This is a genomic window from Cryobacterium inferilacus (assembly GCF_019599185.1).
GTDB classification, from domain to species: Bacteria; Actinomycetota; Actinomycetes; order Actinomycetales; family Microbacteriaceae; genus Cryobacterium; species Cryobacterium inferilacus.
In genome coordinates, this window is record NZ_JAIEUL010000013.1 from 41,342 (window position 1) to 65,831 (window position 24,490).

Annotated in this window: 26 protein-coding genes; 11 read left to right on the forward strand and 15 right to left on the reverse strand. The window is 71.3% G+C overall.

Features of this window, described 5'->3' with window-relative positions; all coding sequences use genetic code 11:
- Positions 1-27: 27 nt before the first annotated feature.
- A complete protein-coding gene (locus K2F54_RS12485) occupies positions 28-2,202 on the forward strand; it encodes a TPM domain-containing protein (protein WP_220606194.1) in 2,175 nt (724 codons plus the stop codon).
- A 185-nt stretch (positions 2,203-2,387) separates the two neighbouring features.
- Here the strand turns inward: K2F54_RS12485 and K2F54_RS12490 are convergent, their stop codons facing one another.
- The 3 genes from K2F54_RS12490 to K2F54_RS12500 are packed head-to-tail and all read right to left on the reverse strand — an operon-like array spanning position 2,388 to position 5,376.
- Positions 2,388-3,497: an FAD-dependent oxidoreductase gene (locus tag K2F54_RS12490; protein WP_220606195.1), complete on the reverse strand. Its 1,110-nt coding sequence runs from the start codon at positions 3,495-3,497 to the stop codon at positions 2,388-2,390.
- On the reverse strand, positions 3,494-4,825 hold the full coding sequence (locus K2F54_RS12495; protein WP_220606196.1) for a M20/M25/M40 family metallo-hydrolase: 1,332 nt from the start codon (positions 4,823-4,825) through the stop codon (positions 3,494-3,496). The genes K2F54_RS12490 and K2F54_RS12495 overlap by 4 nt, the downstream gene beginning before the upstream one ends.
- Positions 4,825-5,376: an RBBP9/YdeN family alpha/beta hydrolase gene (locus K2F54_RS12500; protein ID WP_220606197.1), complete on the reverse strand. Its 552-nt coding sequence runs from the start codon at positions 5,374-5,376 to the stop codon at positions 4,825-4,827. The genes K2F54_RS12495 and K2F54_RS12500 overlap by 1 nt, the downstream gene beginning before the upstream one ends.
- Positions 5,377-5,482: 106 nt before the next feature.
- On the opposite strand from K2F54_RS12500, the gene K2F54_RS12505 reads away from it, so the two are divergent.
- From K2F54_RS12505 to K2F54_RS12530, 6 genes are all read left to right on the forward strand, one after another.
- Positions 5,483-6,214, forward strand: coding sequence for a PspA/IM30 family protein (locus K2F54_RS12505; RefSeq protein WP_220606198.1), 732 nt, complete (start codon positions 5,483-5,485; stop codon positions 6,212-6,214).
- Positions 6,215-6,287: 73 nt separating this feature from the next.
- Positions 6,288-6,947 carry an NADPH-dependent F420 reductase gene (locus K2F54_RS12510; protein ID WP_220606199.1) on the forward strand — a complete coding sequence of 220 codons (660 nt, stop codon included), beginning with the start codon at positions 6,288-6,290 and terminating at the stop codon, positions 6,945-6,947.
- Positions 6,948-7,005: 58 nt separating this feature from the next.
- Positions 7,006-7,839, forward strand: a complete 834-nt coding sequence (locus K2F54_RS12515) for an arginase family protein (RefSeq protein ID WP_308287641.1) — start codon at positions 7,006-7,008, stop codon at positions 7,837-7,839.
- A 48-nt stretch (positions 7,840-7,887) separates the two neighbouring features.
- The gene (locus K2F54_RS12520; protein ID WP_220606201.1) at positions 7,888-8,676 is read left to right on the forward strand and encodes a crotonase/enoyl-CoA hydratase family protein; all 789 of its coding nucleotides are present in this window, start codon (positions 7,888-7,890) and stop codon (positions 8,674-8,676) included.
- 78 nt (positions 8,677-8,754) lie between these two features.
- Complete coding sequence (locus K2F54_RS12525) at positions 8,755-10,233, forward strand: dihydrolipoyl dehydrogenase family protein (RefSeq protein ID WP_220606202.1); 1,479 nt, start codon at positions 8,755-8,757, stop codon at positions 10,231-10,233.
- Positions 10,233-10,643 (forward strand): Fe-S oxidoreductase, encoded by a 411-nt coding sequence (locus K2F54_RS12530; protein WP_220606203.1) that lies wholly within the window; start codon positions 10,233-10,235, stop codon positions 10,641-10,643. Before K2F54_RS12525 ends, K2F54_RS12530 begins: the two co-directional genes overlap by 1 nt.
- Here the strand turns inward: K2F54_RS12530 and K2F54_RS12535 are convergent.
- The 5 genes from K2F54_RS12535 to K2F54_RS12555 form a co-directional block, all read right to left on the reverse strand.
- Positions 10,603-11,541, reverse strand: coding sequence for a siderophore-interacting protein (locus tag K2F54_RS12535; protein ID WP_220606204.1), 939 nt, complete (start codon positions 11,539-11,541; stop codon positions 10,603-10,605). The genes K2F54_RS12530 and K2F54_RS12535 overlap by 41 nt on opposite strands.
- A gap of 91 nt (positions 11,542-11,632) precedes the next feature.
- Complete coding sequence (locus tag K2F54_RS12540) at positions 11,633-11,800, reverse strand: hypothetical protein (protein ID WP_220606205.1); 168 nt, start codon at positions 11,798-11,800, stop codon at positions 11,633-11,635.
- Positions 11,801-11,936: 136 nt separating this feature from the next.
- The gene (locus K2F54_RS12545) at positions 11,937-13,442 is read right to left on the reverse strand and encodes a catalase (protein ID WP_220606206.1); all 1,506 of its coding nucleotides are present in this window, start codon (positions 13,440-13,442) and stop codon (positions 11,937-11,939) included.
- 38 nt (positions 13,443-13,480) lie between these two features.
- A complete protein-coding gene (locus K2F54_RS12550; RefSeq protein WP_220606207.1) occupies positions 13,481-13,933 on the reverse strand; it encodes a Fur family transcriptional regulator in 453 nt (150 codons plus the stop codon).
- A gap of 54 nt (positions 13,934-13,987) precedes the next feature.
- Positions 13,988-14,524 (reverse strand): MarR family winged helix-turn-helix transcriptional regulator, encoded by a 537-nt coding sequence (locus K2F54_RS12555; RefSeq protein WP_220606208.1) that lies wholly within the window; start codon positions 14,522-14,524, stop codon positions 13,988-13,990.
- A gap of 61 nt (positions 14,525-14,585) precedes the next feature.
- On the opposite strand from K2F54_RS12555, the gene K2F54_RS12560 reads away from it, so the two are divergent.
- The gene (locus K2F54_RS12560; RefSeq protein WP_220606209.1) at positions 14,586-16,652 is read left to right on the forward strand and encodes an MMPL family transporter; all 2,067 of its coding nucleotides are present in this window, start codon (positions 14,586-14,588) and stop codon (positions 16,650-16,652) included.
- Here the strand turns inward: K2F54_RS12560 and K2F54_RS12565 are convergent.
- Positions 16,649-18,079: an amidase gene (locus K2F54_RS12565; protein ID WP_220606210.1), complete on the reverse strand. Its 1,431-nt coding sequence runs from the start codon at positions 18,077-18,079 to the stop codon at positions 16,649-16,651. The genes K2F54_RS12560 and K2F54_RS12565 overlap by 4 nt on opposite strands.
- 55 nt (positions 18,080-18,134) lie before the next feature.
- Between K2F54_RS12565 and K2F54_RS12570 the strand changes: the two genes are divergently transcribed.
- The gene (locus tag K2F54_RS12570) at positions 18,135-18,947 is read left to right on the forward strand and encodes an SDR family NAD(P)-dependent oxidoreductase (RefSeq protein WP_255577067.1); all 813 of its coding nucleotides are present in this window, start codon (positions 18,135-18,137) and stop codon (positions 18,945-18,947) included.
- A gap of 1 nt (position 18,948) precedes the next feature.
- Here K2F54_RS12570 and K2F54_RS12575 read toward each other — a convergent pair whose 3' ends face one another.
- The 4 genes from K2F54_RS12575 to K2F54_RS12590 are packed head-to-tail and all read right to left on the reverse strand — an operon-like array spanning position 18,949 to position 21,549.
- Positions 18,949-19,527, reverse strand: a complete 579-nt coding sequence (locus K2F54_RS12575) for a GNAT family N-acetyltransferase (RefSeq protein ID WP_220606211.1) — start codon at positions 19,525-19,527, stop codon at positions 18,949-18,951.
- 26 nt (positions 19,528-19,553) lie between these two features.
- Complete coding sequence (locus K2F54_RS12580; protein WP_220606212.1) at positions 19,554-20,279, reverse strand: uracil-DNA glycosylase; 726 nt, start codon at positions 20,277-20,279, stop codon at positions 19,554-19,556.
- A 5-nt stretch (positions 20,280-20,284) separates the two neighbouring features.
- The gene (locus K2F54_RS12585) at positions 20,285-21,016 is read right to left on the reverse strand and encodes a Type 1 glutamine amidotransferase-like domain-containing protein (RefSeq protein WP_220606213.1); all 732 of its coding nucleotides are present in this window, start codon (positions 21,014-21,016) and stop codon (positions 20,285-20,287) included.
- A complete protein-coding gene (locus K2F54_RS12590; protein WP_220606214.1) occupies positions 21,013-21,549 on the reverse strand; it encodes a phosphoribosyltransferase in 537 nt (178 codons plus the stop codon). Before K2F54_RS12590 ends, K2F54_RS12585 begins: the two co-directional genes overlap by 4 nt.
- Before the next feature lie 65 nt (positions 21,550-21,614).
- Here K2F54_RS12590 and K2F54_RS12595 point away from each other — a divergent pair, with 65 nt between their 5' ends.
- Both K2F54_RS12595 and K2F54_RS12600 read left to right on the forward strand, forming a co-directional pair.
- Positions 21,615-21,881 carry a hypothetical protein gene (locus K2F54_RS12595; RefSeq protein ID WP_220606215.1) on the forward strand — a complete coding sequence of 89 codons (267 nt, stop codon included), beginning with the start codon at positions 21,615-21,617 and terminating at the stop codon, positions 21,879-21,881.
- Between the two features lie 8 nt (positions 21,882-21,889).
- Positions 21,890-22,435, forward strand: coding sequence for an MOSC domain-containing protein (locus K2F54_RS12600; protein ID WP_220606216.1), 546 nt, complete (start codon positions 21,890-21,892; stop codon positions 22,433-22,435).
- On the opposite strand, the gene K2F54_RS12605 is transcribed toward K2F54_RS12600, so the two are convergent.
- Both K2F54_RS12605 and K2F54_RS12610 read right to left on the reverse strand, forming a co-directional pair.
- Entirely contained in the window at positions 22,432-23,277 is an 846-nt protein-coding gene (locus K2F54_RS12605; protein ID WP_220606217.1) for an NAD-dependent epimerase/dehydratase family protein, read from the reverse strand. The genes K2F54_RS12600 and K2F54_RS12605 overlap by 4 nt on opposite strands.
- A 29-nt stretch (positions 23,278-23,306) precedes the next feature.
- Positions 23,307-24,479: a bifunctional 2-methylcitrate synthase/citrate synthase gene (locus K2F54_RS12610; RefSeq protein ID WP_220606218.1), complete on the reverse strand. Its 1,173-nt coding sequence runs from the start codon at positions 24,477-24,479 to the stop codon at positions 23,307-23,309.
- Between the last annotated feature and the right edge of the window lie 11 nt (positions 24,480-24,490).

Below are 24,490 nucleotides of genomic sequence, written 5' to 3' on the forward strand. Positions count from 1 at the left end.
TGTCAGCAGCCCAAGGAAGTGGACCCCATGCAGCCAGGCCCCCTGTCTCGTCGACTGTCTCTCCGCCCGCTGGCGGCGGGCATCGCACTGGCCACCGCCGGGCTGGTCGCCGCCGGCCTGTACACCGCCCTGCCGGCGCGCGCGGAGGACCCGGTGACCTTCGACGAAAGCCACATCGTCGACAACGTCGACGCCCTGGGCGACAGGGAGGACGAGGTCGTCGACGCATTGGACGACCTCTACGCCGACACCCAGGTGGACCTGTTCGTCGCCTACGTATCGACCTTCGACGGCGTCGACGACCTCTCGACCTGGGCCGACCAGACCGCGATCGACAACGGGTTCGGCGACAATGACGTGCTGCTGGCCGTGGCGACGGAGGGCCGGCAGTACCAGCTCTCGGTGGCGAGCGACTTCGTGCTCGACGAGACGCAGCTGGACGAAGTGCGGAGCACGGCGATCGAACCCGCGCTGCGGGAGAACGACTGGGCCGGCGCCGCGATCAACGGGGCCACCGCCCTGCAGCAGAGCATCGACGGCGAACCCCTCACCGCCCCGCAAATCACCCCCGGCGACCCAGACACCGGTTCAGGCGGCGTGCCCGGCTGGCTGGGAGTGCTGCTGGCGGTGGTGGTGCTGGGCGCGGTCGTGGTGGTCGTGCTGGTGCTGCTGCGTCGCCGCGGCACGTCCTCGGCGGCGGGGGCCAAGACCGGCGCGCCGGAGGTGCCCACCGCGGACCTGAAGCGCGAAGCATCCAGCGCGCTGATCGAAACCGACGACGCGATCAAGACCAGCGGTCAGGAGGTCGGCTTCGCCGTCGCCCAGTACGGAGCCGCGGCGGCGGCACCGTTCCAGGACGCGGTGAGCACCGCGGCCGGCAAGCTGAGCGAGGCCTTCACCCTGCAGCAGCGACTCGACGACGCCGAGCCCGACACCGACGAGCAGGTGCGCGCCTGGTACCGGCAGATCATCGCGCTGTGCGCCGAGGCCAACCACGCCCTCGACGAGCAGGCTGAGCGCTTTGACGAGCTGCGGCAATTGGAGGCGAACGCCCCCGCCGCGGTCGCCGCCCTGGATGCCGAGCTGGCCGCGACCGATGCCCGCCTCGACCAGGCCGAGCTGCGGGTGGCCGAGCTCGCGGGCCGGTACACGGCCGCCGCGATCGCCACCGTCAACGACAATCCCGACCAGGCCGCCGACCGGCTCACCTTCGCCACCAACGCGCTGGCCGAAGCCCGCGCCGGGCTGACCGCCGGCGAATCCGGCGACGCCGCCGTGAACATCCAGGCCGCAGAGGAAGCCGTGGACCAGGCCCAGTTACTCGTCGACGCCGTCGACCGGCTGGCGGCCGATCTGCAGCGGGCGGAGGCCGGCATCCCGGCCATGCTCGCCGACCTGGACACCGACCTCGTCACGGCCAGGGCGCTGCCCGCCGCTGGTGATGCCTCCGCGGCGGTGCCCGGCGTGATCAGCGCTACCGAGCAGACGCTGGTCGAGGTGCGGTCCCGGCTGGCCGCCCCGCCGATCAACCCGATCGAGCTGCTGCAGATGCTCGAGGCCGCGAACTCGACGATGGATGCGGCGCTGCAGGGCGTGCGGGACGCCCAGGTGCAGGCGCAACGCCTGCAGACCGCGCTGACGCAGAGCCTGCAGGCCGCGCGCGGTCAGGTCTCCGCGGCGGAGGACTTCATCACCGCCCGGCGCGGTGCGGTCGGCGCCGAGGCGCGTACCCGACTGGCCGAGGCCGCCCGGTTGACCGGCCAGGCCGAGTCCCTGGTGCCGAGCGACCCGGCCGCGGCGCTGGCCGTGTCCCAGCGGGCGGCGGCCCTGGCCGGGGAAGCGACGGCAATGGCCCGCCGCGACGTGGACGGCTTCTCGACCGATGACGACTTCGGTGATTTGTTCAGCGGCGGTGGCACCAGCAGGCGCGGCGGCGGCAACGGGTCGATCGGGGCGGTGCTCGGCGGCATCCTGATCGGCCAGGTGCTGGGCGGCGGTGGCGGCGGTGGCGGCTGGCAGAGCAGTGGCTGGCAGAGCAGCGGTTGGCAGACCAGCAGCGGCGGGAGCCGCGGCGGCGGTCGGCGCAGCAGTGGCGGCAGCCGGCGAAGCAGCGGGGGCGGCTTCGGCGGGGGCGGCCGCAGGGCCGGAAGCTTCGGCGGCAGCGGCACCCGCGGCCGGCGGAGCGGCGGCGGCCGGTTCTGACCCGTCCGCCTGCCCACCGAGGTCGCTCCACGAGACGACAGTTGAGGCCAGTTGGTGACGCCCGCACTGGCCTCAACTGCCCTCTCGCCGTCCGCCCGCTCCGCGAGAGGGCAGTTTCGGGCAGTTGCAGACGCATCCACTGGCCTCAAAGTGCCCTCTCGCGGGCTGCCTCAATGCGACGCGGGCTACCGGCCCATCGCGAACAGCGGCGGGGCGGGGACGTCGACCGTGAGGTCGGCGAGGATGCGGCCGACGGTGGGGGTGAACTTGAAGCCGTGGCCGGAGAAACCGGCGCCGACGATGAGCGGGCCGCGCCGGTCGAGCACGAAGTTCGAGTCCGGTGTGGTCGTGTAGGTGCAGCTGATGGCGCTGAAGCTGTCCGGGTCGGCGCCGGGCAGCCACTCGCGGGCGTACCGGCGCAGGTCCAGCAGCTGCTCGGGCTCGGCGGTGAAGTCGCGCCGGTCGGGGTCGACGACCGGGCCCACACCGTGCCAGCCGGCCTTGATGCCCTCGCCCGGGGTGTGCATGCCGTACACCGGCGAGCGCCAGTACTCGTAGCCGGGGGTGCCGGGCAGGTAGCCGTGGTTGAAGCCCGGCCAGGTGAAACCGGTGTCGAGCACGGCGAAGTGCGCCGGCTGCTCCTGGGTGACCACCAGGCGCGGCAGCGGCAGCAGGCCGGCGAGCAGCGAGTCGGTCCAGGCACCGAGGGTGACGATCACCCGGCGCGCGTCGAACTGTTCGGTGTCGGTGTGCACCAGCACACTGTCGTCGCCCCGCACGGTGATGCCGGTGGCGGGCATACCGTGCTCGACGCGGGCACCGTGGGCCGCCGCTGCGCGCTGCAGCGCGGCCACAGCGGCGTTCGCGTTCAGCCGGCCGGCCTCCGGTGTGTAGAGCACTTCGGTGTCGAAGCGGATGCCCGGCCAGCGTTCCCGCGCGGCGTCCGGCACCAGCACCTCGGGGTCGAACCCCACCGCGCCCAGCGCCGCGCGCACGGCCGCGAACGGTTGCCCCTGGCCGTGGTTGACCAGGCCCACCTGCTCGAGCAGCCGGGTGTCGGTCTCGTCCTCGAGCTCCCGCCACAGTCGCAGCGCCTCCACGAGCATGGCCACGTAGGTGGGGTCGGAGTAGCTGAGGTTGAAGTTGCGGGATTCCCCGTGCGAGGCGCCGTTGGTGTGCCCGGGGGTGAACCGCTCGAGCAGGGTGACCTCGCGGCCCCGGCGGGCGAGCTCCCACGCGGCCGCGGAGCCCATCGCCCCGCCGCCGAGCACGAGAGTGTCGACGCGGGTGGTCATCCGAGCACCTCGCGCACGGTGAAGTCCAGGGCCGCGACGGTGAGCGCGATCGAGGCCACGTCGATGCGTTCGTCGTTGCCGTGGAACAGCATCCGGAAGGTGCCGTAGTCCCAGCGGGGGCTGAGCAGCCCGAAACCGTAGGCGGGGATTCCCCGGCGGCGGTAGAACCTGGCGTCGGACCCGCCGACGCTGAGCACCGGCAGCAGGTCGGCGTTGGGGTAGGCGCGGGCGACGGCGCTGCTGAGCGCGGCGAACAGCGGGGTGTCCACGGGCGAGCGGGTGGCGGCCTCGAACCGGTCACCGACGATGTCGATGTCCACCATCAGTTCGCCGAGGGCGTGCCGCAGGTAGGCATCCACCTGCCCGGCGTCGACGCCTGGCAGCACCCGGATGTCGAGGTCGACGGTGGCCAGCGACGGGATGACGTTCTCCTTCTCGCCGGCGCGCACGATGTTGGGTGAGATGGTGGTGTGGCTGGAGGCGTGCGCGAACCCGGCCAGGGTGCCCAGCTCGTGCACGGCGCCGTCAATGCGGGCCGGGTCGGTGAGCCGGGCCGCAAGTTCGGCGGGCAGCCCAAGAACGGACACGTAGTGCCGCCAGTCGTCGGTGATCTGCACGGGCGCCTCGAACCGGGCCAGCCGACTCACCGCCACCGCCGCGGTCACGGCGGCGTTGCGGGCGCCCCACGGGGCCGAGCCGTGCCCGGGTGTGCCGTGCACCACCAGGCGGCGGCCGGCGATGCCCTTCTCCCCCACCGTGGTGGTGATCGACGGCCGCACGCCCACGGGCGCCCCGCCGGATTCGGTGAGCACGAACGAGGCGTCGATGAGGTCGAGCCGGTGCTCGGTCATCCAGCCCACCCCGAACCGGCTGCCGCTCTCCTCGTCGGCGACGGCGGCGAAGATCAGGTCGCCGCGCGGCCGGAACGGCCCGGTGGCGAGGTCACGGATCACGACGGCGTAGCTGGCCGTGAGGTAGAGCATGTCGAGGGCGCCGCGGCCCCAGATCTCGCCATCGATGAGTTCGGCGCCGAACGGGTCGCGGCTCCAGCCGTCCCGGTCCACGGGCACCACGTCGATGTGGCCCACCAGCGCGAGCGACGGCGCGGTGGCATCGGTGCCGCGGATGCGCGCGATCAGCGACGCCCGGCCCGGGTGCGGCTCGACCACCTCGAGGTCGAGCCCGGAGCCGGCGAAGAACCCCTCCAGCGTGCGCACACTGCGGATCTCGCCGCCGGAGTCTGCCGTGCCGTCGTTCACGCAGGCGTTGCGGATGAGGTCGCGCAGCAGGTCGACGGTCTGGCGGGTGAGCACATCCGGGTCGGTCATCAGCGCACCATCCCGCCCAGGCTCAGGGCGAACTCATCCAGAATGGCCCGGCCGGCCGGCCAGGCGCCGAGCTTGCTGGCCGCGTTGATATGCCCGGCAGCGCCCACCTCGACGAACCCGGCGCCCCACGCGTTTGCCAGGGTGCGCGCGGTGCCAAGGGCGCAGTACGGGTCGTCGGAGCTGGCGATCACCAGGGCCGGGGTGCCGAGCACGGTGGGTTCCACGGCACGGAAGGTGGGCGCGTCGGCCGGAAAAGCGGGTCCGAACCGGTCGGGCGGCGCTACCAGCAGGGCGCCGCGCACCCGGCCGGGGTTCTCGGCCAACCAGGCCGCGGCGGCGATGCAGCCGAGGCTGTGCGCCACGATGATCGTGTCCGGGCCGGTGACGGCCGCGTCCACGGCGGCGATCCAGTCCTCCAGGTCGGGCTCGTCCCACGAGGCCGGGCGGATGCGCACGGCATCCGTCTGCGTCGCCTGCCAGCGGGACTGCCAGTGCTTGTCGAGGGAGTCGTCAATGCCAGGCACGATGGTCAGGCTCAGGGTGGTGGGCATGACAAACACCCTATCCATTGCGGCCCGGCTGCCGAGGAATCGGGCGGATGTGGAGCCGAACGCGCTAGTTTCATAAGCGTTGACACCCCTTCGAAAGGACACTCACATGACCAAGCAGTCGATCTTCGGTCGCATTGCCCAGCTCACCCGGGCGAACATCAACGCCCTCCTTGACTCCGCCGAAGACCCCGAGAAGATGCTCGACCAGATGGTGCGGGACTTCACCAACAGCATCGCCGACGCCGAAAGCGCCATTGCCGAGACCATCGGCAACCTGCGCATGCTCGAAGACGACCACCGCGAAGACGTGCAGGCCGCCGGCGAGTGGGGCCGCAAGGCCCTCGCCGCCAGCCGCAAGGCCGACGAACTGCGCACGGCAGGCAACGCCGTCGACGCCGACAAGTTCGACAACCTCGCCAAGGTGGCCCTCGGCCGCCAGCTGCAGTCCGAGAATGAGGCGAAGGACGCCGAACCGCAGATCGCGAGCCAGACCGCCGTGGTGGAACAGCTCAAGACCGGCCTGAACACCATGAAGACCAAGCTCGGCCAGCTCACCAGCAAGCGCAGCGAGCTCATCGCCCGCTCCAAGACCGCGGCCGCGCAGTCGCAGGTGATGGACGCCGTGAAGAGCATCGACATGATGGACCCGACCAGTGAGGTCAGCCGGTTCGAAGACAAGATCCGCCGCGAAGAAGCCAAGGTGCGCGGTGCGAGCGAGCTCGCCGCCTCCAGCCTCGACGCGCAGTTCGAGAGCCTCGACGACCTCGGTGAACTGACCGAGGTGGATGCCCGCCTGGCCGCGCTCAAGGCCGGCTCGCCCTCCTCGATCGAGCAGTAGCGCACCGCGTCACGCAGCGTGAATCCGGAACGGCCACGGGAATACCCCGGGGCCGTTCTGTATTGTCACCCCCATGACTACTCTCGGAATCATCGGTGCCGGTCAGATCGGCAGCCAGCTCGCCCGCCTCGGCGTGGCCAACGGATACGACGTCGTGCTGAGCAATTCGCGCGGCCCGGCCACCCTCGACACCCTCATCGAGGAGCTCGGCCCGCGCGCCAGGGCAGCCCTGCCGGCCGAGGCCGCCGCGGCAGGCGACCTGGTCATCGTGACCATCCCGCTGCACGCCATCGACGCCCTGCCGCTGCCCGAACTGGCCGGCAAGCTCGTGATCGACACCAACAACTACTACCCGGAGCGTGACGGTGAGATCGCCGCCCTCGACGAGGAGACCACCACCACCGCCGAGCTGCTGCAGGACCTGCTGACCGAGTCGAGGGTGGTGAAGGCGTTCAACCACATCTACGCCGCCGACCTCAGCACCGATGGCCTGCCAGCCGGCGCCGAGAACCGCCGCGCCCTGGTCATCGCCGGAAACGACCCCGACGCCCGCGAGACGGTCACCGCCCTGCTGGACGACTTCGGCTTCGACACCGTCGACCTCGGCCCGCTGAACGAGGGCTGGCGCATCCAGCGCGACACCCCGGGCTACGGCCCGCGCATGGACGCGTTCGAGCTGCGCGAGGCCGTCAGCGCGGCCATCCGCTACCGGGACATGCCGCAGGCCGTCTGAGGGTTTCAACCCGAATTGGCGGATGCGCCGGGCGGTGGCACAGGAGCATACTGAGGGGGTGTCCCCCAACTACGTGGTCGTCCCGCAGTGGCAAGGTTCCGTCTCCCCGCGCGCCATGCGCCTCGTCGATGGGGCGGAGGCGATCCGGGGCGACCTGCCCTCGTCGGTCACCTTCCCCGTCGAGGTGCCCGCAGAGGCCGGTGATGCGCTGGATACCGGCATCCACCGGTTCTCGTCGCTGCTGACCGTGCGCGACCGGCAGCTGACCGTGCTGCGCACCAGCACGGAGCCCGTGCTCACCATCGGCGGTGACTGCGGGGTGAGCTTCGGCGCCGTCGAGCACGCCTCCCGCCGGCACCCCGGCGACATCGCGCTGGTCTGGTTCGACGCCCACCCCGACCTGCACACCAGCGAGTCTTCGCAGTCCGGCGGCTTCGGCGGCATGGTGCTGCGCGCCATCCTCGGTGACGGTGTCGATGGGCTGGCCCTCGACCCGGATGCCCGCATCGCGCCCGACCGGGTGGTGCTGGCCGGGGTGCGGGACATCGACCCGGCCGAGGACGTCTACATCACCGAGCAGTCGATGCCTCTGGTGCCGGTGGAGAACCTGACCAGCCCGGACGCCCTCGTCGCCGCCGTGCGCCGCACCGGCGCCAGGCACGTCTACCTGCACATCGACCTGGACGTGCTCGACCCCGCCACCATCGTCGGGCTGTCGAACATCTACCCGTTCGGGCTGGCCGTGGAGGCCCTGACCGGCGCCATCACCGCGTTGCGGGCCGAGTTCAACCTGGCCGGAGCCACCATCGCCGGTTTCGCGCCGTCCTCCCCCGAGGCCGCGAACGACGACCTGCCCAGCATCCTGCGCATCATCGGCGCCCTCACCCGCTGATCGGTCCGCTCGCCGGCCAACCCCTGCTGATCGAAGGAGATCACCCCTATGACGGATGAACCGCGCATCGTGACCGAACGCCGGGGGCACCTGCTGCTGATCGGCCTCAACCGGCCGGAGAAGCGCAACGCGGCGGACTTCGCCATGCTGCAGCAGCTGGCGCTGGCCTACGGCGAGCTGGAGCGTGACCCCGAGCTGCGGGTGGGCGTGGTGCACGCGATCGGTGAGCACTTCACCGCCGGCCTCGACCTGGCCGATGTTGGCCCGCGGCTGGGGCCCCAGGGCATCGACATCGTGCCGGAGGGCGGCATCAACCCCTGGCAGGTCGACGGCAGCGCGCTGAGCAAACCGGTCGTGATCGCGGTGCAGGGCACCTGCCTCACCCTGGGCATCGAGCTGATGCTGGCCAGCGACATCGTCGTCGCCGCGGAGTCCACCCGGTTCGGCCAGATCGAGGTGGGCCGGGGCATCCTGCCGTTCGGCGGCGCCACCCTGCGGTTCCCCCGCGCGGCCGGTTGGGGAAACGCCATGCGCTGGTTGCTCACCGGCGACCTGTTCGACGCCCGCGAGGCGCACCGGATGGGCCTGGTGCAGGAGATCGTGCCCAACGGCCGCGAGTTGCACCGCGCCATCGAACTGGCCGAGCGCATTGCCGCGCAGGCTCCGCTTGCGGTGCAGGCCACCCTCGCCAACGCCAGGCTCGCCCTGCGGGAGGGCCCGGCGGCGGCCGAGGCCGAGCTGCAGCCCGCCCTGGCCCGGCTGGCCGCCACGACGGATGCCCGCATCGGCATGGAAGCCTTCCTCTCCCGCACTCCCGCCGAGTTCCAGGGCCGCTGACCGGGGCAGGAATTACCGGAGTTATGCTTCCCGCGGACACTGTGGATTTGTGCCGGGCACGGTGGGTAGGCTGCGACGATGAGCGACGCATCAGCAGCATCCGCCCGCACCTACGACGTCATCGTGATCGGCGCCGGCGCCGTCGGTGAGAACGTGGCCGACCGCACCGTGCAGGGGGGCCTGAGCACCCTCGTCATCGAGGCCGAACTCGTCGGGGGTGAGTGCTCGTACTGGGCGTGCATGCCCTCCAAGGTGCTGCTGCGCAGCGGCGCCGCCCTCACCGCGGCCCGGCGGGTGGCCGGCGCCGCCGAGGCCGTCACCGGGCAGCTCGACGTGGCGGCGGTGCTCAAGCGCCGCACCTCGTTCACCCACGACTGGAACGACGACAGCCAGGCGGACTGGTTGGCCTCCGCCGGCATCGACCTGCTCCGCGGCCACGCCAGGCTCAGCGGCGTCAAGCAGGTGACCGTTGAGACGACGGATGGCCCGGTCGTCGTCACCGCCACCCACGCCGTGGTGCTCAGCACGGGCTCGGCCGCGCTGCTGCCCGACATCGACGGGCTGGCCGACGTGTCGCCGTGGACCAGCAGGGACGCCACCTCGGTCGCCCACGTGCCCGGTCACCTCGCCATCATCGGCGGCGGGGTCGTGGCGGTGGAAATGGCCGCCGCCTACCGGTCGCTCGGCGCGGAGGTCACCCTGCTCGTGCGCAGTTCCCTACTGCGCGACCAGGAGCCGTTCGCCGGCGAGCTGGTGGGCGCCGCGCTCACCGAGTCCGGCGTCACCGTACTCACCGACGCCAGCCCCACCGCGGCCCGCCGCACCGACGACGGCCAGGTCGTGGTGCTCACCGCCGACGGCCGCACCGTCACGGCCGATGAGGTGCTCGTGGCCGCGGGGCGCAGTCCGCGCAGCACCGACCTGGGTCTGGAGACCGTCGGGCTCACCCCGGGTGACTGGGTGGACGTGGACGACACCATGCTCGTCACCGGGGACTCGGCCGCGCTGGCCGGAGACTGGCTGTACGCCACCGGCGACATCAACCACCGCGCGCTGCTCACCCACCAGGGCAAGTACCAGGCCCGCGCCGCCGGCGATGTCATCGCCGCGCGCGCCGCCGGCGCGGTCATCGACGACGCCCCGTGGGGCACCCACGTGGCCACGGCCGACCACGCCGCGGTGCCGCAGGTCACCTTCACCGACCCCGAGGTGGCCTCGGTGGGCCTCACCGCCGCGGCGGCGGAGAAGGCCGGTTTCCGCATCCGGGTGCTCGACTACGATCTCGCCGGAGTCGCCGGGGCGAGCGTGCTGGCCGACGGCTATACCGGCCAGGCCAGGGCCGTCGTGGACCTCGACGCCGAGGTGCTGCTCGGGGTGACCTTCGTGGGCGCGGGTGTGGGCGAGCTGCTGCACGCGGCCACCATCGCGGTGGTCGGTGAGGTGCCGATCAGCCGGCTCTGGCACGCGGTGCCGAGCTACCCCACCCTCAGCGAGGTCTGGCTGCGCCTGCTCGAGGCCTATGGCCGCCCGGCGGCGGAGACCGACAGGGGCTTCTGATGCGCCGGCTCCTGATCGACTCCCCCGTCAGCCGGGCCGGCTACCTCTACGCCACCGCGGTGGGCCTGGTCTGGGGCGCGATCTGGAGCACCGGCCGCGTCGAGCGCCGGAACGGCCTGGTCGTGTTCCGGGGCCTGCCGGCCTGGGCGTTCGGCCGCGGCGGCTCCTGCGTGGGCGCGGTGTACCTCACCAATCAGAACGTGACGGCGGATGTGCTCGAGCACGAGGCCGTGCACAAGGACCAGTGGCAGCGCTACGGCATGCTGTTCCCGCTGCTGTATTTCCGGGCAGGGCGTGACCCGTTGCAGAACCGGTTCGAGATCGAGGCCGGCCTGGCGAAGGGCGGCTACTTGCGGAAGAAGCGTGCGGTTACGCGTGCTCCGCGCGACCGTCGCGCCAGTACCCCATGAACGCGACCTGACGGCGGTCGATGCCGACGTCGGTGACGAGGAACCGGCGCAGTCGCTTGATCACGCTGGCCTCACCGGCCAGCCAGGCGTAGAGCTCGCCGTCCAGGGCGGATCCGTCCGGTACTTCCCAGAGGATGGACTCGTCAACGTCGATCTCGGGCAGCACGGTGTCGCTGTGGTGGGCGGTGATGAACCGGGCAGTCCAGCTCCGCGCGGCGGCTTCGAGCCTTGAGCCGTGGGCGGCGCCGTTGCGGGGCAGCCAGGTCACGGTGACACCGTCGGGAGCGTTGGTCTCGTGGGCGTCACCGGACTCGGGCACCTCGATGTACGCGCAGCCGCGGGCGGTGCGGGGCAGGCCGGCGAGGATGGCGCAGATGGCCGGGGCGGCGGTCTCGTCACCGGCGATCAGCACGGTGTTGGCGTTGCCTGGGGCCCACTCGATGCCGACCACCGGGTTGTCGCCGTCGGCGACGGGTCCCACGATGGCGACCTCGTCGCCCACGATCGCGGCGCGAACCCAGCGGGAGGCCGGACCGGCGTCACCGTGGGTGACGAAGTCGATGTCCACCTCGCGGTGCTCCGGGCGGGCGTGCCGCACCGTGTAGGTGCGCAGGGGGTTGCGGCGCTCGTCGGGCAGGTCACGCCAGGTCTCGTACCAGGAATCGCTCTGCGGAAAGGAGGAGACACCGACGCCGGGCAGCGGGAGAACGAGCTTGATCCGCTGGTCCAGGCCGGCGGTGCCGAACTCGTTCAGGTCGGGTCCGGTGAAGGTGACCCGGGTGAAGTTGGTCGACAGTCGTTGCACCCGGGAGACCGAGACAGCGAACGGGCGGTAGCTGGGGCGCGGGGCCCGCACACGTGCGGGGGCCGGCGCGGAAGCGACTGTCGAAGTAAGCATGTCCTTAGTATGGCATGCCTAACCTTCATTGCACCCGGGGAATTGGCTGAGTCCCCGATGTGTGCCGCAGTGCCGCAGCGCGGGGCGGCCGTCAGGCGGCGGTGACCCATTCGGTGGCGACGTAGCTGCCGGCGCCGCGGTGGCTGGCGGGGCTGATGTAGCCGGCCGGGCTGGCGGCGGGCTGACCGGTGCTGACGTAGCCGGCGGGCTCCGCGCTGCGGTCGCGGGTGGTTCCTGGGGTGCTGATGTACGAGTTCATGATGCTCCTGTCGGGGGTACTTCCGGTCGACGCAGAGCTTCATTGGACGCGTGCTGGGGGTGGTGCTGGGGTGGATCGCGCGGCCGGCCGGGCCGGCCGCGCGATCGGGTGATGCTGGTGGTGCTGTCGTGCGGTGTTACTCGCCGACGCCGACGGGCTCGGCGGACACGTTGGCCGAGGTGGCCTCCGCGGTGCCGTCGGCCAGGTTCAGCCGGAGGCTCGCGCCGAGGGCGGCGTCCACGTTCGTCCAGTACTGGATGGCGCGTTCCTTGACCTCGGGGCGGGTGACGCCGCCGACGGCGCCGGTGATGGTCTCCAGGAAGCGAGCCTTGGCCGCGTCGTCGAAGACGTCGCGGTAGAGCGTTCCGGCCTGGCCGAAGTCGTCGTCCTCGCTGCGGAGGGTGGCGGCGCTGCGCACGAGCGCACCGTCGCTCTCCCAGGTGCCGTCGCCCGCGAGGGCCTCATCGGCGACGGGGCCGCCGAGCGAGTTGGGCGCGTAGTTCGGCGCACTGGCCTCGCTGAAGTGGTACCGGGCCGCGCCATCCTGCGAGTAGTTGTGCACGGGAGCCTGCGGGGCGTTCACCGGCAGCTGGTTGTAGTTGGTACCCACGCGGTATCGCTGCGCATCCGGGTAGGAGAAGATGCGCGCCATCAGCATCTTGTCGGGGCTGGCGGCGATGCCGGGCACGAGGTTGGCCGGCGAGAACGCGGCCTGCTCGATCTCGGCGAAGAAGTTGCCCGGGTTGCGGTTGAGGGTGTGCGTGCCCACCTTGATCAGCGGGAAGTCCGCGTGCGGCCAGACCTTGGTGACGTCGAACGGGTTGAAGCGGTAGGTCTTGCCCTCTTCGTAGGGCATGACCTGCACGTGCACGTCCCAGGACGGGAAGTCGCCGGCGTCGATGGCCTCGTAGAGGTCGCGGCGGTAGTAGTCGGCGTCGGCGCCGGCGATGAGCTCGGCCTCTGCGCCTTCCATCTCGATGTTGCCCTGGTTGGAGGTGAAGTGGTACTTCACCCAGAAGCGCTCACCGGCGGCGTTGATCCACTGGTAGGTGTGCGAGCCGAAGCCGGGCATGGTGCGCCAGGAGCGCGGCAGGCCACGGTCGCCCATCAGGTAGGTGACCTGGTGTGCGGACTCGGGCGAGAGGCTCCAGAAGTCCCACTGCATATTCGCGTCGCGGAGGCCAGAGCCCGGCAGACGCTTCTGTGAGTGGATGAAGTCGGGGAACTTGATCCCATCGCGGATGAAGAACACCGGGGTGTTGTTTCCGACGATGTCGTAGTTGCCCTCGGTGGTGTAGAACTTCACCGAGAAGCCGCGCACGTCACGCCAGGTGTCGGGCGAGCCCTGCTCGCCGGCCACGCTGGAGAAGCGCTGCAGGGTGTCGGTGCGGGCGCCGGGCTGGAACAGGGCCGCGCGGGTGTACGCGGAAACGTCGCCGGTGACCTCGAAGACACCGTGTGCTCCGCCGCCCTTGGCGTGCACGATGCGCTCCGGGATGCGCTCGCGGTTGAACTGGGCGAGCTTCTCGACCAGGTAACGGTCGTGCAGGGCGGTGACGCCGTCGGCGCCGGCGGTGAGGGAGTGCTCGTCGCTCGGGACCGGCGTGCCGGTCTGGGTGGTGGTGGGGGGCAGTGTCGTCATGGTGCTCCTTCGTGTCGTGTGCTGGTCGGTCAAGTCGTTCACAAGTTTTGGCAGTCCGGGCAGAGGCCCCAGAAGGTGACCTCGGCTGTCTGCACCACGAAGCCGGCGGTGTCCGACGGGGTCAGACAGGGAGCCTGGCCGGTCACACACTCCACGTCGCGCACGCTGTGGCAGTTGGTGCAGACGATGTGGTGGTGGTTGTCGCCCACCCGGCGTTCGAATAGCGCGGCGGAGCCGGCCGGTTCGATCCGGCGCACCAGGCCGGCGGTGGTGAATGCGCCGAGCACACCGTAGACGGCCTGCAGCGAGGTGCCAGGCAGCTCCAGGCTCACGGCCTCGAAGAGCTGGTCGGCGGTGGCGTGCGGCGACTCGGTGAGCCCGTGCAGCACCGCCAGCCGGGGTGCGGTGACCTTGAGGCCCGCGGCGCGGATCTCAGCGGCAGGATCGGCGGCGGCGGGTGCCGCCTGGTCGACCGTTCCGTGAGTGTGCATCCCCTCACGCTAGCAGTTGTTTTGAATCATTCAAAACATGGTGCGATCAGACGCTCAGGCCGGCGAGTCGAGAGACGATCGGTAGACGCCGATGACCCGGCTGAGAAAGGCCTCGATCACCTCGCGGTCATCGTCGGAGAGTTCCTGGGCGACCGCCGCAACTCCCCCGATCACCGGGTGTAGCTGCTGGAAGGCCCGCGTGACCGACTCCTGGGCGGGCACGACGACAGTCTTGCGCCGGTCGGACGCGTGCGGATGACGCTGTGCGTGACCGAGTGCGACCAACCGGTCGATCACGAGCGTGGTCGCCGCCGTGGAAATGTTTAGACGGCGAGACAGCTCCCCGGGGGTCAGCGCCTCCTCCTGGATGAGGTACTCCATGGCGGCCAGATCGGTGGCGTTCACCTCGAGCGCCTGCCCGACCTGACGCTCGAAGGCGCGGGACAGCTGCAGGATCTGGTGCAGAGACGCGCCGATCGCATCCGGACCGGGCGGGCCGGCGTCGGGATCGGGGCGGGCCGCGGGAGCGTGGGCGCCGGGCGGCAGCAACACCCCGGATGCACCGGCAGCGAGGTTGCGACGCTCTTCCATACAGGCGATACTATTACGCAGATCCCTAGGAAAACTAGTAATCAACATTATTGGAGGAATTGTGCTCGCGATTCAGCGGTTCATCACCGGCCGGCGCACCGCCTGGGTCGTGCTCGTGTCGACGATCGTGGCGGTGGGGCTGCTGTTCACCCTGCTCCCCTCGGACGATTCCGAGGAGTTCCCCACCTCGGGGCTCCCGACCTCCAGCCAGGCCGCTCAAGTCGACGCGCTCCTGGCCGACTTCCCGTCCGCCGAGCAGACCTCCGCGATCGTCGTCTGGAGCAGAGACGGCGACGTTCTGTCCGACGCCGACCAGGCGGCCATCACCGCGCAAGGTGCCGCCCTGGCCGAGCAGTCGATCGCCCCGCAGGCCACAACCCCGCGGTTCAGTGAAGACGGCAAGGCCGCCATCAGCATCGTCCCGCTGAACGCGGACGAGGCCAACGCCGACATCGGCCAGACCGCCACCGACATCCGTGCCACCGCGTCCGCCGATCTGCCGGACGGCCTGGACTCGTATGTCACCGGCGCCGTCGGTTTCCAGTCCGACATCACCAACGCCTTCGCCGGCGCCGATGTGCGGCTCCTGCTCGTCACCGTGATCGTCGTCGCCGTGCTCTTGATCGTCACCTACCGCAGCCCCGTGCTCTGGATCGTCCCGCTTGTCGTCGTCGGCATCGCGGACGGCCTGTCCGCGGTCGTCGTCGGCGCCCTCGCCGAGCCGTTCGGCATCACCCTGGATCCCTCCGTCGCCGGCATCCAATCCGTGCTGGTCTTCGGCGCCGGCACCAACTATGCCCTGCTGCTCGTCGCCCGCTATCGCGAGGAGCTCCTCCGCACCGAGAGCCGTAACGACGCCATGCTGGCCGCGGTGCGCGGCGCCGGCCCGGCCATCGCGGCCAGTGGCGGCACGGTTGCGCTCAGCCTGCTCACCCTGCTGTTCGCCGAACTCTCTGGCAACCGGGCGCTCGGCTTCGCCTGCGCCATCGGCGTCGTCATCGCCATCATCTTCGCCCTGGTGGTACTGCCCGCCGCCCTCGTCGTCTGCGGCCGCGGCCTGTTCTGGCCGTTCATCCCCCGCTACGTCCCCGGCGGCGGCACCGAGCTGCGCACCGGCTTCTGGACCCGTCTCGGTCGCGGCGTGCAACGCCGTCCGATCATGGTCACCGCCGCATCCGTCGCCGGTATCGGGGCCCTCAGCCTGGGTCTGATCGGCGCGTCCGTCGGTCTGTCCCAGGCCGACCAACTGCTCGGCAAGCCCGAGTCTGTGCAGGCGCAGGCCATTGTGGAGGAGTCCTTCTCGGCCGGCGTGACCAGCCAGACCATCGTGCTGGTTCCGGATGCGGCGGCCGCAGAGGCCACCACGCTCGCCACCGACACGCCCGGCATCGAGTCCGCCGTGCCGGGTGAGAGTGCGAACGGTCTCACCCGGCTGAACCTGTCCCTGGCCAGCGAGCCGGGCAGCGACGAGACCTTCGCCGTCATCGACACCCTGCGCGGCACCTACGCCGATGCGTCCGGCGCTGTGTCAGAGGCGCTGGTCGGTGGGAGCGACGCCACCGCGTTCGACAACAAGACCAGCGCTCAGGCCGACCAGGCCCTGATCATCCCGATGATTCTGGCGATCGTGTTCGTCATCCTGGCCGTGCTGCTGCGTTCGCTGGTGGCCCCGGTGCTGCTGATTGTGACCGTGCTGGCGACGTTCTTCGCCAGTCTCGGCGCCTCCAACTGGATCTTCCAGAACCTGTCGGGATTCCCGGCCTTCAACACCAACGTGGTGCTGTTCGCGTTCCTCTTCCTGGTGGCCCTCGGTGTCGACTACAACATCTTCCTCACCACCAGGGCCAGGGAAGAGAGCATCCGCTTCGGCACCAGGGAGGGCATGGTGCGCGCCCTGTCGTCGACGGGCGCGGTCATCACCAGCGCCGGCATCCTGATCGCGGCGGTGTTCGCCGTGCTGGGTGTCCTCCCCGTCGTGGCCCTGACCCAGATCGGTGTCATCGTCTGCATCGGTGTGCTTCTGGACACCCTCGTGGTGCGCACCCTCGTGGTGCCCGCGCTGGTCTTCCTCACCGGCGACCGGTTCTGGTGGCCGTCGCGTCCGGCCGCGGCGGCGCCGCGGGCCTAGCGGGCCACGGGCGGCACCCGGTCCTGCCAGCGCAGCTTCCGTTCCAGCTGCGCGCCGAGGGCGAGCAGGGTGGCCTCGCCGCCTGGCCGGCCGATCAGCTGCACCCCCATCGGCAGGCCGTCGGGCGTCTGGGCGACCGGCAGGGTGATGGCCGGCAGGCCGCACACGTTCACCATCGAGGTGAACGGGGTGTACTGCACCTGCTGGGCGAAGTTACGTTCGCCATCGGAGGCGTCGTACCAGCCCACCGGGCGCGGGGTGAGCGCGAGCGCGGGTGTGAGCACGGCATCGAAGGAGGCCAGCTGGCGGATGAATGAACGCTCGTATGCGGCCAGGGTGCCGAGCGCCTCGGCGACGGCGCGGCCGGTCAGCGCACGGCCGCGGTGCAGCAGCCAGCGGGTGAGCGGTTCGAGCATGGCCTCCTGCTCGGGGGTCTCGGCGGGGATGCGGGCGGCGCTGAGCTGCCAGAGCGCCCGGAACGCCGGCGCGTAGCTCGGGTCCGCCGCCAGCGCGGTCTGCTCGACGCCGTGCCCCATGCCGGCGAACGCGTGCACGGCGGTATCGAGGGCGGAGAGGGCCTCCGGCGCCAGGGTGATCTCGTAGGCGTCGTCCCAGGCGGAGGTGGTCATCACGCCCAGCTGGTAACGGCCCTCTCCCCGGATGGCGGCGCCGAGCAGCTGCTCGTCTCCGCCGGGTGCACGCACCGCGAACGGATGCTCCGGCCGGCCACCGCCCGGCGCGATCATGGCGTCCAGCAGCAGGGCGGCATCCGCGACCGTGCGGGCCAGCGGGCCGGCCACGGGCAGGCCGCCAGCCACGTCCAGGCCGCTCGCGGCGGGGATCCGGCCGCGGGACGGCTTGAGGCCGACGAGCCCACAGGCGGCGGCGGGGATGCGCACCGACCCGCCGCCGTCGCTGCCGGGCGCGAACGGAAGCATCCGGGCCGCCACGGCCACGGCGGCGCCGCCACTGGAGCCGCCGGCGCCGAACTCGGGGTTCCAGGGGTTGCGGGCGGAGGGGCCGGCGACCGGCTCGGTGTACGAGGGCAGACCGAACTCCGGCGTGCTGGTCTTGCCCAGGCTGACGCCGCCCGCGGTGTCCAGGGCCTGCACGAGCGGGTCGCTGGTCTCCGGCACGTTGCCCAGCATCAGCCGGGACCCGAACCTGGCGGGCACGCCCGCGCGGGACTGCAGGTCTTTGTCACCGAACGGCAGGCCCCAGAGCGGCGCGGTCTTGGGCACCTCGGTCTGCACGTGCGTGGCCCTGGCACGGGCGTTGTCGGCCGTGACCGTGACGAAGGCGCCCAGGCCGGGGTTCAGCCGGTCGATGCGGGCCAGGTAGTGCTCGGTGAGCTCGGTGGGGCTGATCTCGCCGTTCTGCAGCGCGCGCCACTGGTCGAGGGCGGTCAGTTCGAAGAGGTCGGCCATCCCCCGAGCCTAACCATGCTGGCGCCGGGAACCCCCGCGCGAGTAGCCTCGGAGGATGACACCCGCGCTGTACAACCCGATGGGCACAACCGCGCTGGTCACCGGCGCCTCGAGCGGTCTGGGGGTGGGTTTCGCCCACGAACTCGCCCGCCGCGGTGCCGACCTGGTGCTCACCGCCCGGCGGCTGGACCGGCTCGAGGCCCTCGCGGTGGACCTGGCCGAGAAGTACGGCACGGTCTCCACGGTCATCCCGCTCGACCTGGCCGCGCCCGGCGCCGTCGCCGAGCTGATGCGGGACCTCACCGACCGGGACATCCGGGTGAGCACCCTGGTCAACAACGCCGGCTTCGCCCTGTTCGGCAGCGTGGTGGATGCGCCGGCCGATCGGGTGCACGACCAGGTGACGGTGAACGTGACGGCGCTCACCGAGCTCAGCCACGCCCTCCTGCCCGGGCTGCAGGCCGCCGCGCTGGCGCATCCGCACGGCGCGGCCCTGGTGAATCTGGCCAGCACGGCGGCGTTCCAGCCGGTGCCGCAGCTGGCCGTCTACGCGGCGTCGAAGGCCTATGTGCTCAGCCTCACCGAGGCGCTCTGGTACGAGACCCGCGGCACCGGCCTCAAGGTCACCGCCGTCTGCCCCGGCCCGACCGAAACGGAGTTCTACGCCGTCGCCCGGCGCTCACCGGGCGGGCCGCGCCGGCTGATGAGCGTGGACGAGGTGATGCAGGCGGCGTTCGCGGCGCTGGACGCGGCCCGCACTCCCCCGCACGTGGTGGCCGGAACCGGGAACCGGATCACGGCCTGGCTGGCCGGATCGGCGCCCCGGCGGGCCGTGGTGACGGTGACCGGGCGGTTGTCCCGGCGCTGACCTACTTGAGGCTCTTCTGCAGCAGCACGGTGCCCAGCCAGCGTTCGAACTTGAAGCCGACCTTGCCCATCCGGCCGATCTCTTCGAAGCCGAAGTCCTGGTGCAGCTTGATCGACGCTTCCGCGCCCTGATCGGCGATCACGGCGATGATCTCCTTGAGGCCGGCCGCCCGTGAGCGCTCGATCAGTTCGGTCAGCAGCACCCGGCCCAGGCCCTTGCCGGTGGAGGCCGCCCCCAGGTAGATCGAGTTCTCGACCGTGAACCGGTAGGCCTTCTTCGGCTTCCACGGGCTGACCAGGGCGTAGCCGAGCAGCTGGCCGGCCGGGGATTCGGCGACGATGAACGGCATGCCGAGCTTGGCCAGGTAGTAGAACTTGTCCCGCCACTCGATCAGCGTCATGGCGTCCTCGTCGAAGGTGACGGTGCTGTTGGCGACGTAGTAGTTGTAGATCTCGCGGATGTCGGGCAGGTCGGTGACCCGCGCGTCGCGCAGCGTGTACTCGAACGGCGCCTCCGGCACCACCGGCGGCGCCAGGTGACGCGGCAGGCGTCGCCGCGGCTGGTATTCCTCTTCTAACACCGGTTGGATCCTCTCCCCATGAGGTTTCAGGATACCGGGGCCCGGTCCAGGGCCCAGTCCACGACGGCCGCGCCCTGCGCGGCCAGGAGCGCATTGGCGCGGCTGAACGGACGGGAGCCGAAGAAGCCGCGCCGAGCCGACAGCGGGCTGGGGTGGGCGGAGACGATCGTCGGGGTGTCCCCGAGCAGCGGGGCGAGGTTTTCGGCGTCGCGGCCCCAGAGAATCGCGACCAGCGGCGTGCCGCGGGCCACCAGCGCACGGATGGCCTGCTCGGTCACGGCCTCCCAGCCGTGCCGCCGGTGCGACCCGGCCGCCCCGGCGCCCACCGTGAGCACCCGGTTGAGCAACAGCACCCCGTGGCGCGTCCACGGGGTGAGGTCACCGTTGGTCGGTGTCGCCAGGCCCAGATCGTCGTGCAGCTCGGTGAAGATGTTGCCCAGGCTCCGCGGCACCGGGCGCACGTCCCTGGCCACCGAGAACGCCAACCCCACCGGATGCCCTGGCGTGGGGTATGGGTCCTGGCCCACGATCAGTACTCGTACGTCGTCGAACGGCTGGCGGAAGGCACGGAGGATGTGCTCGGCGGCCGGCAGCACCTGGCGGCCGGCCGCGACCTCCGCCCGCGCGAAGGCGAGCGGGGCCGCGAATGGCGCCGCGGTGCTGACGTCCACCGGCGCCTCCCCTGCGGCCGGCAGCCCGAAGGCGCGCGCCCAGCCCGGCTCGATCAGCGCCGGCGCGGTCTGCTGGGTCATTCGGCTCAGGCGCCGAAGGTGCTCACCAGCACCCCGCCCTCGGATTCGCTGACGGTCCAGACGCTGCCGGCGCCGGCGACGCCCAGGGTGCCCTGGCCCACGATCAGCACGGTGCCCTCGTCCACGGCGAGGCCGCCCCGGATGAGTCCGGCCTCGGTGGCGGCGACCATGCGGCTCAGCGTGCCCCACTGGGCGACGTGCACGTCCACGGTCACATCGAGCAGGCCGATGCCGTTCTCGATGGTGATCTCGTCCAGACCCTCCGAGGCTTCCTGCGGGCTCACCGGCACGCCGCCGATGCGCCAGCCGCCGAGCAGGGCTCGTTCGGCGGCGATCATGGCGCCGGCGGAGTAGCCGAGGTACGGGATGCCCGCGGCCACCTGGCGGCGGATCTCGCCGGCGATGGGGGCGACGGCCGTGAGGTAGGCGGGGGTGAGGCCGCCGCCGATGACGATGCCGTCGGCATCCGCAACGGCCAGCAGGGTCGCCGTGCCGTCGAGTGGGAGCGCCGTGATGGCCGGTTCGAGTTCTCCGGCGGCCGCGAGCGCGGCGACGAGGGTGGCGGCGTGGGCGTCGCCGTCGCCGTCGCGCACCACGATCACCGCGATGCGGGGTTCGGTGCGGCCGGCCGCGGTGGCGCGCAGGGCGGCCTCGGCGAGGAACTGGCCGTAGACCGCGGCGTCGTTCGTGGTGTCGTTCTCGGGGGCCCAGCCGCCGCCGACGAGGTGGATGCTCATGCGTCCACCACCGCGGTCAGCGGGGTGGCGGTGACCGGCGGCAGAGCCGACCAGGGGAAGACGATCCAATCGTCGGTTTCGCGCCAGGTGAAGTCGGGCACGTGCACGGTGCGCGGCTTGGTGTACAGGGTGGCGGTGCGCACCTCACCGGCGGATTCCTTGAGGATGCCGACCACCAGGGCGAGGGTGTGACCGGAGTCGGAGACGTCGTCGACGAGCAGCACGCGCAGGCCGGCCAGGGCCGGGGCGTCGAGCATCGGGCCGCTCAGCACGGGCTCCGGCAGGCGCTCGTCGATGCCGGAGTAGAACTCCACGTTGATGGAGCCGCAGTTCTTGGTGCCGAGGGCGTAGGAGATCGCCCCGGCCAGGAGCAGCCCGCCACGGGCGATGGCGATGACGACATCGGGCTGGAACCCGCTGGCCAGCACGGTGGAGGCCAGCGACCTGGACGCGTCGGCGAATGCGGTCCACTCCAGCACCTCGCGGGGCGGATCGGTGGTGGCGGGGGTCTCGGAGGTCTGGTCCTGTTGCATTTGTCAATGGTAGGCCCGGGGTGGGCCCGTCGACCACGGGCAGGCGGATGCGGAAGACTGGCTGAATGATCACACTGCACCAGGATGCCCAGGGTTTCATCCGCATGAACCGGCACTTCCCCAGCAAGACCGCCATCCAGATCCTCTTCACCGACGGGTCGACCGGCCAGTACACCGGCGCCAGGCTGAACGAGCTCTACGACGAGGCCCTGGCCACCTTCCGCGCCGAGAACCGCCTGGACGCCAAGGGCTTCTCCCGCGCGCCGGCCAAGACCGTGCACCCCACCAACCGGGTGGAGTTCGTGCCGGTCTCGGCCGGGATGGCTCCCTAGCCGGTGTGATGAGCCACTTGCCCCACAGTGCAGAGGTGGAGATCGTGCTGCTGCTGGCGTCCCCCGTGCACCGCTACGAGGGCCGGCCGTCGGCCGGGCCGCTGCCGATGGTCGGCACCGAGACCCACCAGAGCATTCGGCTACGGGCGGGCCTGGGCATCGAGGGCGACCGGCACTTCGCCAGGCCCGCGCACGTGCACACGTCTGTCACGGTGATGAACGCGGCCGTGCTGGACCGGGTGGCCGACGAGCTCGGGCTGCCAGGCCCCCTGGATCCCGCCGCCACCCGGCGCAACATCCTGCTGCGCGGCACCGGGGGCGCCGTCGACGTTGATGCCCTGCGCGGCGCCACCTTCTCGCTGGACAGCGGCGACGGCCCCGTCGAATTCCTCGCCCACCGGCCGGCGAATCCGTGCGCCTGGATGGACGTGGTGCTCGCCCCCGGCGCCCACCTGGCCCTGCGCGGGCGCGGCGGCATGCGCTGCGAACCGCTCAGCTCCGGGGTGCTGCGGCTCGGGCCGGCCCGGCTGCGCAGCAGCATCCCGATCGGCTAGGGGTGCCGCACGCCGACGCCGGCCAGCACCGCCCGGTAGCCCTCCCGGTAGCCCGGGTAGGTGAGAGTGAACCCGGTGGCGAGGATGCGCTCGTTGCTCAGCCGCTTGTCACCACCACGGCGACTCCCGGTCTCGACGATCTCTGGCACGGGCAGGTCGAGCTCGCCGGCGACGAAAGCGAGCACCTCGGCCGCGGGCACCGGCGCGGAGTCCACCCCGATGTAGAGCGGGTCCGGAGTGGCCTGGCGGGTCAGCAGGTGCACGATCATGGCCGCGGCATCGTCGCGGTGGATGCGGTTGCTCAGCCGGCCGAGCTCGGCGACCGTGGCGCGGCCCTGGCGCACCTGGTCGATCAGCCGTTCCCGGCCGGGCCCGTAGATGCCGCCGAGCCGCAGCACCACGGCGGAGGGGATCCTGTCGTGCAGGAGCTGTTCGGCCTCGAGCAGGATTGAATCCGTTCCGGGGCCGGGGTTCGCCGGGGTGTCCTCGTCGACGGCGCTGCCGTCGTTCACGTCGTAGACGGCCGTGGACGACACCATCAGGAACCGTGTCGGGCGCGCGCCTGCGGTGTCCAGGGCGTCGAGCAGATTGGTCAGCCCGGTCACATAGGCGGCTCGGTAGACGGCAGGGTCGGGGTTGCCGGCAGCAATGGTCACGACCACCAGGTCGGTGTCGGCCGGCACCGGCGGGCGTTCGGTGGCGAGGTCCACCGACACTCCGGTCAGGGGCGCAGGCAGCATCTCGGCCCGGCGGCGCAGTCCCACCACGGTGCGGCCGAGCGCGGCCAGGCGCAGGCCCACCTCGGTGCCGAGGTCGCCGCATCCGGCAATCAGTACAGTCATGCCTTCAAGTATGGGGCGACCGTTCGGTGTCAGAGCACCTCGCCGGCTGCGGCGGGCGGAACGTGCCGCTCCGGCGTGCCGGTGTAGAACGACAGCGGCCGGATCAGCGCGTTCGCGGCCAGCTGCTCCATGATGTGCGCGGTCCATCCGGTCACCCGGGCGGCGACGAACAGCGGGGTGAAGGTGGCGGTGTCGAAACCCATCAGGTGGTACGCCGGTCCGGCCGGGTAGTCCAGGTTCGGCAGGATGCCGGTGCGCGCCGCCATGCCGGCGGCCAACGCCTCGTACAGCGCGAGCAGGTCTGGGCGGTCGAAGTGATCGATCAGGGTGAGCAGGGCCGCGTGCATGGTGGGCACCCTGGAGTCGCCGTGTTTGTACACCCGGTGGCCGAAGCCCATCACCTTGCGCTTGTGCGCAAGGGTGTCATCGAGCCAGCGATCGGCGCGCTCTGCCGCCCCGTCGCCCAGGCCGATCTCGGTGAAGATGTGCATCACGGCCTCGTTCGCGCCGCCGTGCAGCGGACCCTTGAGGGCTCCGACCGCGCCGGTCACCGCGGAGTAGAGGTCGGAGAGCGTGGAGGTGATCACCCTGGCGGTGAAGGTGGACGCGTTGAAGGAGTGTTCGGCGTACATGATCATCGACACGTCGAAGGCCTCCACCACCTCGAGCTCCTTGACCTCGCCGAAGGTCATGTAGAGGAAGTTCGCCGAGTAGCCGAGGTCGTCACGCGGTTCGACGAGTTCGAGGCCGTGCCGGCGGCGCTGGTCGTAGGAGACGATCGCCGGCAGCTGCGCGAACAGGCGCAGCGACTTGGCCAGGTTGGCTTCGACCGACGAGTCCGGGGTGCTCAGGTCGTTCGCGCCGATCACGCTCACCGCCGTGCGGAGCACGTCCATCGGGTCGGCCGACGTGGGAATCTCGTCGATCACCCGGCGCACCGAGTGGTCCAGGCGCCTGAGGGACCGCTCGGTGCCCTCGAACTCGGCCAGCTGGGCCTCATCGGGCAGCTCGCCGTGCCAGAGCAGGTAGGCCACCTCCTCGAAGCTCCTCTGCGCGGCCAGTTCCTGTACCGGATAGCCGCGGTAGAGCAGCGAGTTCGAGTCCGGGTTGACCCTGGAGACGGCCGTGGTGTCGGCCACCACCCCGGCCAGGCCCTTGTGGATCTCGGGTCCGGTCGTCGTGGTCGTTGGCTGCTCGCTCATCATTTCGCTCC